Origin of the sequence: Marvinbryantia formatexigens DSM 14469 (genome assembly GCF_025148285.1) — a bacterium.
GTDB classification, from domain to species: Bacteria; Bacillota; Clostridia; order Lachnospirales; family Lachnospiraceae; genus Marvinbryantia; species Marvinbryantia formatexigens.
This window is the reverse complement of sequence record NZ_CP102268.1, coordinates 3,517,442-3,530,295: the sequence shown is the minus strand read 5'-3', so window position 1 is coordinate 3,530,295 and position 12,854 is coordinate 3,517,442. Positions and strand designations below refer to the sequence as shown.

General features: G+C 52.0%; 12 protein-coding genes. 2 read left to right on the top strand and 10 right to left on the bottom strand.

Annotation, left to right across the window (positions count from 1 at the left end; all coding sequences use genetic code 11):
• Window positions 1-85: 85 nt before the first annotated feature.
• The gene (locus NQ534_RS16370; protein WP_260042789.1) at window positions 86-1,348 is read right to left on the bottom strand and encodes an IS110 family RNA-guided transposase; all 1,263 of its coding nucleotides are present in this window, start codon (window positions 1,346-1,348) and stop codon (window positions 86-88) included.
• 298 nt (window positions 1,349-1,646) lie between these two features.
• On the opposite strand from NQ534_RS16370, the gene NQ534_RS16365 reads away from it, so the two are divergent.
• A complete protein-coding gene (locus tag NQ534_RS16365; RefSeq protein WP_040785573.1) occupies window positions 1,647-2,066 on the top strand; it encodes an HIT family protein in 420 nt (139 codons plus the stop codon).
• 230 nt (window positions 2,067-2,296) lie between these two features.
• On the opposite strand, the gene glgD is transcribed toward NQ534_RS16365, so the two are convergent.
• From glgD to NQ534_RS16340, 5 genes are all read right to left on the bottom strand, one after another.
• Window positions 2,297-3,433 carry a glucose-1-phosphate adenylyltransferase subunit GlgD gene (glgD, locus tag NQ534_RS16360; protein WP_006864529.1) on the bottom strand — a complete coding sequence of 379 codons (1,137 nt, stop codon included), beginning with the start codon at window positions 3,431-3,433 and terminating at the stop codon, window positions 2,297-2,299.
• On the bottom strand, window positions 3,427-4,635 hold the full coding sequence (locus tag NQ534_RS16355) for a glucose-1-phosphate adenylyltransferase (protein WP_040785568.1): 1,209 nt from the start codon (window positions 4,633-4,635) through the stop codon (window positions 3,427-3,429). Before NQ534_RS16355 ends, glgD begins: the two co-directional genes overlap by 7 nt.
• 260 nt (window positions 4,636-4,895) lie before the next feature.
• Window positions 4,896-5,306: a hypothetical protein gene (locus NQ534_RS16350; RefSeq protein WP_006864531.1), complete on the bottom strand. Its 411-nt coding sequence runs from the start codon at window positions 5,304-5,306 to the stop codon at window positions 4,896-4,898.
• Between the two features lie 107 nt (window positions 5,307-5,413).
• On the bottom strand, window positions 5,414-6,817 hold the full coding sequence (locus tag NQ534_RS16345) for a spore germination protein (protein ID WP_040785576.1): 1,404 nt from the start codon (window positions 6,815-6,817) through the stop codon (window positions 5,414-5,416).
• 129 nt (window positions 6,818-6,946) lie between these two features.
• Entirely contained in the window at window positions 6,947-7,819 is an 873-nt protein-coding gene (locus NQ534_RS16340; RefSeq protein ID WP_006864533.1) for a DegV family protein, read from the bottom strand.
• Between the two features lie 95 nt (window positions 7,820-7,914).
• On the opposite strand from NQ534_RS16340, the gene NQ534_RS16335 reads away from it, so the two are divergent.
• On the top strand, window positions 7,915-8,349 hold the full coding sequence (locus NQ534_RS16335) for a hypothetical protein (protein ID WP_006864534.1): 435 nt from the start codon (window positions 7,915-7,917) through the stop codon (window positions 8,347-8,349).
• Between the two features lie 88 nt (window positions 8,350-8,437).
• Here NQ534_RS16335 and NQ534_RS16330 read toward each other — a convergent pair whose 3' ends face one another.
• From NQ534_RS16330 to NQ534_RS16315, 4 genes are all read right to left on the bottom strand, one after another.
• Window positions 8,438-10,363, bottom strand: a complete 1,926-nt coding sequence (locus NQ534_RS16330) for an NAD(+) synthase (RefSeq protein WP_006864535.1) — start codon at window positions 10,361-10,363, stop codon at window positions 8,438-8,440.
• A gap of 97 nt (window positions 10,364-10,460) precedes the next feature.
• Window positions 10,461-11,345: an Hsp33 family molecular chaperone HslO gene (gene hslO, locus NQ534_RS16325; protein ID WP_006864536.1), complete on the bottom strand. Its 885-nt coding sequence runs from the start codon at window positions 11,343-11,345 to the stop codon at window positions 10,461-10,463.
• Window positions 11,342-12,094: a class I SAM-dependent DNA methyltransferase gene (locus tag NQ534_RS16320; protein ID WP_040785579.1), complete on the bottom strand. Its 753-nt coding sequence runs from the start codon at window positions 12,092-12,094 to the stop codon at window positions 11,342-11,344. The genes hslO and NQ534_RS16320 overlap by 4 nt, the downstream gene beginning before the upstream one ends.
• Window positions 12,095-12,304: 210 nt before the next feature.
• A complete protein-coding gene (locus NQ534_RS16315; RefSeq protein WP_050778393.1) occupies window positions 12,305-12,802 on the bottom strand; it encodes a COG2426 family protein in 498 nt (165 codons plus the stop codon).
• Window positions 12,803-12,854: the final 52 nt, after the last annotated feature.

The window sequence follows — 12,854 nt, the reverse complement described above, 5'->3', positions numbered from 1 at the left end:
AAGAAAGTAGAGGACAGCCGATAAATGGCGCACTTTAATAAGCTGTCTTATGGCAGCCATTGAAAAAATGTATTGAGATAAAGTGTTAAGAAGCTAATTGCGATTCGGAAATTATCCCTTCGCTGATAAGTAGTTTCTTAGCCTGCCTGATCGCCTTTTCCTTCTGTTTTTCTTTTAGAGGTTCAGGCATATCAATCTTGTATAGGTCGGTCGGGTTCCACGCTTCGCCTGTAGACAAAATCTGGTAGACAGCGGTAAGAATCATCCGGGCGATAGCAATGATGGCACGTTTTTTACCACGGCGCTTCCTAATGCGTTCATACTTCTGTTTGTAGTAAGGAGATTTATCAGATTTTACGGCTGCATGGGCGACTTGCACCAATGCAGGTTTGAGGTAGACACCGGCACGTGTTATTCTGACAGACTTCTTCTTACCAGCAGATTCATTGCTTCCGGGAGTTAATCCCGCCCAGCAGCATAAGCGTTTGGAACTGGAAAACGGAGCCATATCGGTACCAGTCTCGGAGATAACAGTGACTGCACTGTTACGGTCAACACCCGGAATGGTACACAGTAACTGGACAGCATTTTCATAAGGAGCAACCAAAGAATCAAGCATAGTGTCTATATCATTTATCGTGGATGTGATATAATCCAGATGTGCGCGGACGAGGCGCATACGGTATTTTTGGGAGTCAGTCATCTGGTACCCTTCGATGGATTCAATGACACTGTCAGACTTCTTCTTTAGGGAACGGAGGAGTCTGGAGGCTATTTCTTCGTGGTTGATGGAATTGTCGGATTGCCCGATCAGGTAATCAATAACAGATGCAGCTGATTTCCCAAAGATATCGGAAACAACCGAATCTAATGCGACATTACAGACAGTAAGCGCATTCTGGTATCTGTTCTTTTCACTGGTACGGCAGGAGGTCAGTTTGTAACGGTATCTTGTAAATTCACGCAGGATACGGATTGGTTTACAGGGGATATAGCTTCCTGGAACCAGACCTAATCGGAACAAATCCCCAATCCACCTGGAATCTTTTGTATCATCCTTATTGCCTTTGACCGCTTTTACCCATTTGGGATTGGCAATGGTGACATTAATTTCATCCTCCAAAAGGTTGAATACAGGAACCCAGTATTTACCGGTAGATTCCATGCAGACATCCCGGCACTGGTTTTTCATAAGCCAGTCTTTGAATTGCAGGATAGAATTGTTGAAGGTAGAGAAACGCTTCTTTTGATAAGAAGGTTCTATACCGGAAGAGGTTTTGATGATTGTGGCAACGAGAAAAGATTTGTGAACATCGACGCCACAGCAGGTTTGGTAAACAACTTTCATGGTCAGAACTCCTTTCAGAATGAGATAAAGAAGCCATTGACTGTTCCACCACACATTTAACAGAGAAGTTAAAACAATTCTTACTGTACGGTCTGACAGAGCCACTTATTTGTGCTTGAAAGATGAAACTTACACTGATTTTTATGCTGTCTAAAACGGAAGAAAGCCTTTACAACTTACCTCCCCGTGCTTTGTAGTATAGCTTCTTTAACAATTATTTTATCAGCAACGTGGGGAATTGGAAGACTTTCATTACTATTTGTGCCGCCAACTGAAAGGCGGCGGAATGGAGATTTTTATGAAGGACACAAATTGCGGTTACTGTGTCGGCGGGGAGCCGCTGGCAAAATTCGGCATCAAAATCTGCGACCTGGACGTGAGCCAGCTGATTCTTTTTAAGGAGCAGAGCAAACCGGGGCGCTGCATTGTCGCCTATAAGGACCATGTAAGCGAAATCGTGGATATCAGCGAGGAGGAGCGCAACCGTTTCTTTGCGGACGTAACGCGGGCTGCAAAAGCCATTCACGCCGCTTTCCATCCGGACAAGCTGAATTACGGCGCTTACGGGGATACCGGCTGCCATCTGCATTTCCACCTCGTTCCGAAATACAACGGTGGGGATGAATGGGGCGGCGTGTTCCAGATGAATCCGGATAAAAAATATTTAAGCGACGCAGAATACGAAGAAATGATTGAGAAAATCAAAGCCTGCCTGTAGGAGCAGGCAGCAAAGAGCATTCTGACGCCGGGAAACTTTCCGCTGCAGAGCCTGACATACCTCAGAACAATACTAAAAAACGTCCACTGGACGTTTTTGTCGTATGCATGGCAACGCAATAACCGCCGGAGCCTTACGCCCCGGCGGTATTTTTATATCCTCTAAATACAATTTATCCTCTATGTGCAGTTCCCGGCATTCTCCGGAACTGCAAACACTGCCGCAGGCTCCTACACTGTGTGATATTTTGCAATATAGAACGGGAAGGTATCGGTTCCCTTCATTTCCTTGCCTGCAGTGATGGTAACGTTCTTATCGGTAATCAGATACTCGATATCCGCGCCCGCTTCGATTACGGTATCCTGCATCAGAATGCAGTTTTTCACCTTGGCGCCCTTTGCAACCTTTACGCCACGGAACAGAATACTGTTTTCAATCTCGCCCTCGATGATGCAGCCGTCAGCTACCATTACATTCGTAGCCTTTGCGCCGTTGATGTATCTGGACGGGTTATCGTCGCGAATCTTGGTGTAGATCGGCGCTCTGCTGAACAGACCATCCAGGTTGTAGTCGTCGAGAAGCTTCATGTTCTCATCGAAGTAGCTCTTCATGCCGCTGATGCGCGCCAGATAGCCCTCGTATTTATACGCCTGCACATTCAGTCTTGCAAGCTGCGGAGCCAGAATATCGCGCTCGAAAAACTCCTGTCCGCGCACAAACGCCGTATTTACCAGGTCAATCAGAAGCTGACGGTCGATTACATAAATATTCATGCCGAAATTCTGGATTCCCGTCTCTCTCGGATTGATGTACATCTTGGTTACTCTGCCGTTATCAATAGAGAAGGTGTAATAATAGCCTTTGTCATTCGACTTCTGGATATATTCCGGCAGCTCCTGCTCGTTGTACGCAACCGTGACATCCGCACCGCTTGCGATATGCGCGTCGATCATGGCGTTAAAATCAAAGTTTACCGCGATATGCGCGTCGGACATTACCACATATTTTTCCTTCTGCTCGCGCAGGAAATCCAGAATGCTTGCAAGCGCGCCGACGCGTCCTACAAACGGCTTGGACTGTTTCTCCGCAAAGGGCGGGAAGATATGCAGACCGCCGTTTTTGCGCACCAGATCCCACTCGCGGCCTGAGCCGAGATGATCCATCAGAGAGTGATAATTGTTGTTTACCATAATGGAAATATTATCAATATCGCAATTTGACATGCTTGAGAGCACAAAGTCAATCATGCGGTAACGGCTTGCGAAGGGGATGGAAGCCATCAGACGCACATTCACAAGTTCGGGAACCAGCGCGTCATAACTGTTGGGGAAAATAATCCCCAATGCTCTCTTATTTGAATTTAACATTGTTCTTCACCATCCTCTACGTTTTTATTTACCATCGCGTTCGGACCGATTTTTGCGTTGCAGCCGATACGGATGCCCGCGCCGACGGTCGCAACTCCGGCCACATCGCCCTCCGGCATTGCCCCGACAACCGCATTTTCTTCAATCGTTACATTTTCTGCAATGATACAGTGTTTTACGACCGCGCCGGATTTAATCACGGTGCCGCCCATAACAACGGCGTCCTCCACCACTGCGCCTTCCTCTACATGCACGCCGGCAAACAGAATCGAATGCTTTACATTTCCTTTCACACGGCAGCCGTCTGTAATCATGGAGTTCTCCACTACTGCGTCGCTGCTGATCTTGTGACCGGTCATACCGCTGTTGCGGCTGTAAATCTTCCAGTTGTCATCGAACAGGTTAATACCGCTGTGCTCCGGGTCGAGCACTTCCATGTTTGCTTCCCAGAGGGAGGAAATCGTTCCGACATCCTTCCAGTAACCGCTGAAATGATAAGCGTACATCTTGCGGTTGTCGCGCAGAAGGTTCGGAATAATGTTGTTTCCAAAATCGTTTTCGGAATTCGGGTCCGCCTCGTCCTCCGTCAGATACTTTTTCAGAATATCCCAGTTAAAGATATAGATACCCATAGAAGCCAGGTTGGATTTCGGGTTCTTCGGTTTTTCCTGGAATTCTGTGATCCTGTCGTCCTCATCTGCAACCATCAGACCAAAACGCGGAGCCTCTTCCCACGGAACCTCCATGACCGCCACGCTGAACTCTGCGCCCTTTTCCTTATGGAATCTCAGGAAATCGCTGTAGTCCTGCTTGCAGATCTGGTCGCCGGAAAGAATGATGACATATTCCGGGTCGTAACGCTCTATGAAGGAAAGATTCTGATAAATCGCGTTTGCCGTGCCCTTGTACCAGTCAGAGCCGGAAGCCTGCTGATAAGGCGGAAGCACATGAACCCCGCCGTAGAGACGGTCCAGATCCCACGGCTGACCGTTTCCTATGTACTCATTTAATACCAGGGGCTGATACTGTGTCAGAATACCGACGGTATCAATCCCCGAATTCACGCAGTTTGACAGCGGGAAATCGATAATACGGTATTTTCCGCCGAATGGAACTGCTGGTTTTGCAAGCTTCTGTGTTAATGCATACAAACGGGAACCCTGTCCGCCAGCAAGAAGCATTGCAATCATTTCTTTTGCCATAACAATTACACCTCTCTTTTTCATACTATGTCAAAATTGTATCACAAAATTTCCCATTGTGGTAGTTTTTTGTGCAAATTTTTTAAATTTTTTTCCGGAAATTTGCAAGATAATCAGATATTATGTAAACATCCCCCTCCGAAGAGGGGTATGTGCGCTGCCAGACCGCCAAAATCAGGTTCACACGCCTCAGCCCCGCCGGGTCAGCCTCGCATCACAGAATCTGTCTGAGGCTGGCGCAGGCGTCAGCCCGCGTGCATTTACGGATTTGCCGCATCCGTATTTCTGGTATTATTATTGTCCGTATTGTCGGTGTCCCTGCGGTTGCCCGTCACGTCATCCACAATGTCCTCCGCGCCGTCAATAATGCCGTCTCCGACCTCGCCGATGCCCTCGCCAATCTCACTCAGCCCATCGCCGTCTGTCGCGTTATTTCTTGCCGCATCATCTGTCGCGCTGTTGACATTGCCGTTGTCAGCCGTCCCATCGTTTTTATCCGTCGCGCCGGTATTCTCCGTCGTCTTCTCTGTCTTTCTGTTCTCCGTGGCGCGGTTTTCCGACGTCGCAGTCGTGTTATTCTTTCCGTTGCTGTCATTTCCGCATCCCGCAAGAACTACGGACAGTCCCAGCGCCAGCAGAATTCCTGTCACTTTTTGTTTTGCATACTTCATAGGTCAGGTCTCCTTTTCTGATGTTTTATGTCCATTTTTCTGCCGGTGTTCCTCTTTCTGGTTCTCCGGCTTATTTCACAATATTAATATCCCTTATTTTTTTCATATTATGCAGTTCTTTTTTTGAAAAGTCTGCGCGCAAGCTGCCTGCCGTCAAACGGAATCAGCGGATACAGATAGCTGGTCCCGGAAACGGTGCGGTTGCAGGCGATGCACAGCACGCAGATGAGTATTCCGGCGGCAAGTCCCCAGCCCCCGAATATTCCCACCAGCACGAGCAGCAGGATGCGCATGAATTTCAGCGCATAGCCAAGCTCAAAATTGGACTGCGTATAATTGGCAATCGCAACAAACGCCATATACAGCATCGTTTCGCTGTTGAACCAGCCGGATTTTACCGCAAATTCACCCACCACGATACCGGCGATCACGGAGAGCGGCGTCGAGAGCGTCTGCGGCGTGTTCACCGCCGCCAGCTTCAGACCGTCGATGGCAAATTCAAGAATCAAAAGCTGCAGAAGAATCGGCACATACACCGTATCCGCCACTTTAATAAAATCCAGCCAGGGCGGTATCCACTGCGGATTCTGCATAAATAAAAGCCACACCGGCGTCAGCAGCAGCGATAAAAACGCAATCACAAAGCGGGAAAACCGCAGGTAGCTCCCCGTAAGCGGCGGAAAATAGAAATCATCCGCGTCCTCCATAATGTCAAAAATCGTGACCGGAAGCAGAATCGCCGTCGGCGCATTGTCCACGAGAATCGCTATCTTGCCCTCCAGCAGGCTGGCAGAAGTCGTATCCGGGCGCTGCGTGTACTTAAATTTCGGGAACGGATTGAACCATTTTCTTTTATAGATTGCCTCTGCAAGACTCTCCTGGCTCATCGGCAGAGCGTCCACCTGCAGCGATTCTATTCTCTCGCGCAGCTTCTGCACCAGCGCCTCGTCCGCACGCCCCTGCATATAGCAGAGCACAATATTGGAGCGCGAGCTTTCCCCCGCACTCAGCATTTCCATCGTAAGCTGCGGGCTGCGTATCCGTCGGCGTATCAGCGCCGTATTAAACACCACCGTCTCCACGAAGCCATCCTTCGAGCCGCGCAGCGTTTTATCCTTGTCCGGCTCCTCCACGCTGCGCATTGGGTAGGAGCGGCAGTCAATCGCAAAGCATTTGTCATAGCCGTCAATCAGCAGGCAGACCACGCCGGAGAGGATGTTTGTGATGATCTGCTCCTTCTCCTGCACCATATCCACCTCCACATAGGGGATATAGCTGTGCGTCAGCTCGTGGCTGGTCTGCGGCAGATCCTCCGGTGTGAGCGAGTGAAAAAACTCCAGCAGCTTTTCCATGATATCATCCTTAATGTAACCCTCGATAAAATAAAGGCAGGCATCCCTGCCGCCCACCGAAAGCATCCGGTATATCATGTCAAAATTTTTCGTTACCTGGAGTTTTTCATGAAAATATTCCATATTTTCATAAAGGTCCTCCGAAATCATTTCTTTCATAATAAAAAACTCCTTTGTGGGATTATCTGTAATAGCTTCCCCAAAGGAGTTTTTCTTTATACATATGATGTCAGGTTCAAAAGGTATGACCAGCATGAGCCAGCTCTATGGCGGGTGCAGGTTCTTGCTTTACTCTCTGGAATCTCCCATAAAGAACAGCGCCATCGTTCCCGGACCGGAGTGCGCACCGATGACCGGACCGACCGGATTGATGAGGAATTTCGTGATGCCGAAGCGCTCCTGCACCAGCTTTTTCACGTACTCAGCTTCCTCCAGGCAGTCCCCGTGGCTGATAAATACGATGTCGTTTTTGCCGGCAAAGCTGCCCTGCTTCTGCTCCATCGCATCCACCAGCGCCTGCAGCGAGCGTTTTCTTTTGCGCACATTGTAAAGCGGAATCAGCTTCCCTTCATTGTTGACGTGCATCACCGGCTTCAGGCTGATCATGGTTCCGACGACCGCCGCCGCCTTCGACACGCGTCCGCCGCGGTAAAGGTGGAACAGATCGTCCACGGTAAAGCTGTGGATAATGTGCAGCTTATTTTCCTCGCACCATGCCGCCAGCTCCTCCATTCCCATTCCGGCTTCCTTTTTTTCCAGCGCCTTATGCACCAGCAGCCCCTCGCCGAGGGATGCGCAGAGGGAATCTACTACGATAATTTTCCGTTCCGGGTATTCCTCCATCAGCTCCTGCGCCGCAATCCGCGCGCTGTTCGCACTTCCGCTCAGTCCGCTGGAGAAGGCGATGTGAAGAATATCTTTGCCCTCCTTTAATACCGGCTCGAAGGAGGCGCGGGCGCTCTCCGGATTCACCTGCGAGGTGGTCGGCATGGAGCCGGCGCGCATTCTCGCATAAAAATCCGACGATGACAATTCCTTTCCTCCGCGGAAATACGTCTCTCCGTCCAGAATATAGGAAAGCGACAGCACATTCAGCTCATGCTGCTGATAATATTCCTCCGGAAAATCACATGTTGTATCGGTTGAAATTACATAACTCATGAAAAACCCTCCTGTTTGAAAAATTTCTGATTCCCTGTTCAGTCCGCACGCACTCCTGCATAGAATGTACCAAATACATATCCAGAGGACTACGTATGAGCTCTAAAACCAAAATCATTATTATGAAAAAACGTGAATTAATCTACACCGCTATCTTTGCCGCGCTCGGCATCACCCTGCTGGTGCTGCTGTTTCTGATGTTCCGCCCGCACGGAAACACCGCCTCCCGGACCGCCCAGACTTCCGCCTATATAGCGGGTGTGTACTCCACTCCCGTCACGTTGAACAACAACGTGATGGATCTGCAGGTGGTCGTCGACGCAGACCATATCAACGGCATCCAGCTTGTGAATTTAAGCGAGACCTCCGCCGCCATGTTTCCGCTGATGCAGCCGGCGCTGGATAAAATCGCCGTGCAGGTCTGCGAAACACAGTCCACCAAAGACATTTATTACGAGGCGTCCAGCCAGTACACCTCGCAGATGCTGCTGCAGGCGATCGACGCGGCGCTGGAAATTGCCGCGCGCTGACCGGCAGATCAACGATTTTTTTCCGGCACTTTTCTCTGTCCGGACACGTATCGTTCCCGATGGCACACAGGCATTATATGACTTCTCATCACATTTTCTCCGCCTGCAGGCACTCCAGCTCCTGCATCCAGATGCGCACGCAGGCATCGCTCGGCATCCGCAGATCGCCGCGCGGGGATACCGCCACGCTTCCCACCTTCGGTCCGTCCGGCAGGCAGGAGCGCTTGAACTGCTGCGCGAAAAACCTGCGGTAAAAGGTTTTCAGCCATTTCAGGATCGTTTCTCTGTCATAAGTGCCCGCGAACGCCCTTTCAGCAAGGCGGTAAACCTTGGAGGGTTCTTCCCCGCAGCGCAGCATATGATACAGGAAGAAATCGTGCAGCTCGTAAGGACCGACGAGATCTTCTGTCCGCTGGGAGATCACGCCGTCCTTCGGCGGCAGAAGCTCCGGGCTGACAGGCGTATCCAGCACGTCCTGCAGCACGCCTGCAAGCGCCTCATCGCCGCAGGTATCCGCATAGTAGCGCACAAGGTGGCGCACAAGTGTCTTGGGGACGGATGCGTTGACCGCATACATGGACATGTGGTCGCCGTTGTAGGTCGCCCAGCCAAGCGCCAGCTCGGACAGATCGCCGGTTCCGATCACCAGACCGCCGCTCTTATTGGCAAGATCCATGAGTATCTGCGTGCGCTCGCGCGCCTGGCTGTTTTCATATGTGACATCATGCTCATCCGGATCGTGACCGATATCCCGGAAATGAACCTGCACGGCATTACGGATATTCACCTCTCTCAGTGTAGCGCCAAGCTTTTCCGTCAGTTCACAGGCATTGCGGTAGGTGCGGTCCGTGGTGCCAAAGCAGGGCATTGTGACGGAGAGGATAGCGCTTCTTTCCAATCCGATCATATCCGCCGCCTTTGCCGCCACCAGAAGTGCCAGCGTGGAATCCAGCCCGCCGGAAATGCCGATTACCATTGATTTGCACCCGGTATGCAGCAGCCTTTTTTTCAGACCGAGCGCCTGGATGATAAGGATTTCCTCGCAGCGGCGGTCGCGGTCCCCGCGGTCTGCAGGCACGAAGGGCATCGGCGTGAAATCGCGCGTCAGCACCGTTTCCTCCGTTTCCAGATGGAAGGGGATTTTTTCGTATTCTGTGTTTTCCGCACATTGAAAGGTGGTCATGCGCCTGCGCTCGCTGCGCAGCCGGTGGATATCAAGCTCACTGTAAATAATGCCGTTTGTGAACCGGGGCGACTGCGCCAGCACAGTTCCGTTCTCAGCGATAAGATTATGTCCGCCAAAGACAAGGTCGGTCGTCGACTCCCCTTCGCCTGCGCTTGCGTAAAGATAGCCGCAGATCAGGCGCGCCGACTGGTTAGCGACCAGCGCCTCGCGGTAAATGCTCTTTCCGGTATTCTCGTCGCTCGCCGACAGATTTACAAGCACCGTCGCGCCTGCCAGAGCATGCCGCGTGCTCGGCGGGTCGGGCGCCCACAGATCCTCGCAGATCTCGGCTGCCACTGTCAGCCCTTCCATTTCCCGGCAGACAAACAAAAGATTTTGCCCAAACGGCACCGGGCTGCCCTCAAATTCCGTCCAGGAAATATTTGCATCTCCCGGCGTGAAATGGCGCGCCTCATAAAATTCCGCGTAGTTTGGCAGAAAACGCTTCGGAACCAGACCGAGCAGCCGTCCCCGGCTGACGGCTGCCGCCACATTGTAAAGCTTCTGCTCTTTCTCCCACGGAAGCCCCACAAACACCAGAGCGTCCCACATTCGCGAGGCATCCACAATTTTGCGCAGCCCTTCCTTTGCCGAAACCAGCAGCCTCTCCTGCCAGAACAGGTCGCAGCAGGTATAGCCCGTGATGCCAAGCTCCGGGAACACGATAATTTTTGCTCCGGCGTCCGCCGCCTCTTTTGCCGCCTCGCAGATCTGCGCCGTATTATATATGCAGTCCGCCACTTTCAGCTCCGGCGTCACCGCCGCCACCTTCACAAATCCATGCCTCATGGAAGTACCCCCATTTTCTTCGTTCTATGCAGACGTCGTTTCCGCCGCCTCGCCGCACCGGTCATCCTCCGCCGGCAATCCGTCACGCTCTGCCGCGCTACGCACGGCTGGCGCGCTTATACAAATCCTTCAGCTCTTCCACGGAAAAGCTGTAGTTTTTATTGCAGAAGTGGCAGTTCACCTCAATCGGTTTTCCCTCGTCGATCATCGACTGCAGCTCCTTCTTTCCGACGCTGACCACCGCCTTTGCCACCCGCTCCTTCGAGCAGTTGCAATGAAACTGCGCCGGCATCGTATCGGTAAGCTCCAGTCCCAGGTCGCCGAGAAGCTGCTCCAGGATGTTCTCCGGGCTGCAGCCCGCCTCCAGCATGTCCGTGACACTTGTCACCTCCGCAATTTTCTTCTCCAGGGAGGCAATCACTTCCTCCGACGCAAACGGCATAAGCTGCAGAATAAATCCGCCCGCCTGGCGCACGGTGTTTTCCCGGTTCATCAGCACGCCGAGTCCGACCGCGGAGGGCACCTGTTCGGAGGTTGCAAAATAATACGTTAAATCCTCGGCGATCTCTCCGGTCTGCAGCATCGTCTGCCCGGAATACGGTTCCTTCAGTCCCATATCCTTGATGACGGTCAGAAAGCCGGAACCGACCGCTCCCGCCACGTCCAGCTTGCCCCTGCTGTTCGCCGGAATGACAACGTCCGGATTTCCGGCATAGCCCTTCACGTTTCCGTGGGAATCCGCTGTCACCAGCAGTCCCTCCAGCGGACCGTCCGCTCTGATCTGCAGCGTCAGCAGATCTTCATCGCCCTTCATCATACTGCCCATCATCACGCCCGCCGTCAGGAGACGTCCCAGAGCCGCCGTCGCCACCGGACTTGTATTGTGGGCGCTGCGCGCCGCCTCCACAAGCTCCCTTGTCGTCGCGGCAAACGCCCGTATCTGCCCCTCTGCCGCCATTGCTCTTACAATATAATCCTTCACTTTGTACACTCCCTTGCCACAATGTAAATCCGCTCGCTGTCCGCGCGCACTTCTCCCTGCGTATCAGCGTCAAACGCCCGCACAAATTCCAGTCCCGCTTCCGCAAGCAGGCGCCGGATTTCGTCCGGCTCATAGGCGCGCTGCAGATGCGTCTCCTCCTGTTTCCGGTACAGCCCGTTTTTCTCCCGCAGAAAAAGCGTCAGATCGTACTCGTTCATCTGCTCTTCTTCATAATAATAGTTTTCCCAGATGTAGCTCGCCTCTTCCCGGTTGTCCGCCAGAACGCAGTCGCCCATCACTTCGCGGAAATAATAAGCTGTCTTTAAATCAAACAGAAAAATCCCGCCGGGGTCCAGATAATTATTCACCAGTGCAAACACCGTCCGCAGGTCTTCCTCTGTCGTGATATAATTCATGGAATCGCAGACGCTTACCACCGCCCGCACCGTGCCGTACAGCTCAAACGCGCGCATATCCTGGCACAGATACAGAATATCCGCACCGGAGAGCTCCTTTTTCTGCGCTGCCGCCTCCAGCATTTCCGGAGAATTGTCCACGCCAATCATGTCGTAGCCGCCGGCTGCAAGCAGCTCCGTAAAGGTACCGGTCCCGCAGCCAAGCTCCAGCACCAGTCCGTCGCAGATGCCCGCCTCCTCCAGCACCGCCGTCACGCATTCATACCACGCTTCATATGGAATCTCACTCATAAAAAGGTCATAAACCTCTGCAAAGCTGCTGTAAGCTGTCACTTCATTATCCATTCTTTTCTCCCAAATCCTTCCGTATCGCGGGCGTCTCCGCTCCCGCCGCCGGGCATCATTCCCGGCTTTTTCCATGAAAGTAAGCGTTCAGTCACTACGCCATGCTCGCCACAGCCCGCCTGCTTCGCAGCTTCTGCCCCGCATTGCATACGTGAAAAGATCCGATGAACCTTTTATAATTAGCTGTGGCGATGCGCATCAGAAGAACAGACCCGGAATCACGTAGGACAGTGTCGTCATAATGACGGTCGCCATGCAGATGCCGATCACCACCGCCGGGAATGCTTTTTTGAAATCCATATCCAGCAGCGCCGCGATAAGAGACCCTGTCCAGGCGCCGGTACCCGGAAGCGGGATGCCGACAAACAGCACCAGCCCCCAGAACTTGTATTTCTCAATCTGCCCCTTTTTACTCATTGCTTTATTTTCCAGTTTTTCCACCATCGGGCGGAAGGTTTTCGTCTTTTTCAGCCAGTTGAAAATCGGCGTAATCAGAAGCAGGATAAACGGCACCGGAATCAGATTGCCGACTATGCAGATTGGAATTGCCTTCCACATATCAATGCCCGCCGCCGAGGAAAAAATCAGTCCGCCGCGCAGCTCCAGAATCGGTACCATTGAAATCACAAACGCCAGCGCCTCTTTGGTAAGAATACCGCCAAAGGTGGCTGTCATCCAGGATAATAAACTGTTCATAAATCTCTCCTTACTATTATTTTGTCCGGGCAGCGCCACTCCGCGCAGGCGG

What these genes read in the sequence shown, in the direction of transcription:
- NQ534_RS16370 (WP_260042789.1), bottom strand. Translation starts at nt 1,348, where the DNA reads ATGAAAGTTGTTTACCAAACCTGCTGTGGCGTCGATGTTCACAAATCT.
- glgD (WP_006864529.1), bottom strand. Translation starts at nt 3,433, where the DNA reads ATGTTAAATTCAAATAAGAGAGCATTGGGGATTATTTTCCCCAACAGT.
- NQ534_RS16365 (WP_040785573.1), top strand. Translation starts at nt 1,647, where the DNA reads ATGAAGGACACAAATTGCGGTTACTGTGTCGGCGGGGAGCCGCTGGCA.
- NQ534_RS16330 (WP_006864535.1), bottom strand. Translation starts at nt 10,363, where the DNA reads ATGAGGCATGGATTTGTGAAGGTGGCGGCGGTGACGCCGGAGCTGAAA.
- NQ534_RS16355 (WP_040785568.1), bottom strand. Translation starts at nt 4,635, where the DNA reads ATGGCAAAAGAAATGATTGCAATGCTTCTTGCTGGCGGACAGGGTTCC.
- NQ534_RS16335 (WP_006864534.1), top strand. Translation starts at nt 7,915, where the DNA reads ATGAGCTCTAAAACCAAAATCATTATTATGAAAAAACGTGAATTAATC.
- NQ534_RS16340 (WP_006864533.1), bottom strand. Translation starts at nt 7,819, where the DNA reads ATGAGTTATGTAATTTCAACCGATACAACATGTGATTTTCCGGAGGAA.
- NQ534_RS16350 (WP_006864531.1), bottom strand. Translation starts at nt 5,306, where the DNA reads ATGAAGTATGCAAAACAAAAAGTGACAGGAATTCTGCTGGCGCTGGGA.
- NQ534_RS16315 (WP_050778393.1), bottom strand. Translation starts at nt 12,802, where the DNA reads ATGAACAGTTTATTATCCTGGATGACAGCCACCTTTGGCGGTATTCTT.
- NQ534_RS16345 (WP_040785576.1), bottom strand. Translation starts at nt 6,817, where the DNA reads ATGAAAGAAATGATTTCGGAGGACCTTTATGAAAATATGGAATATTTT.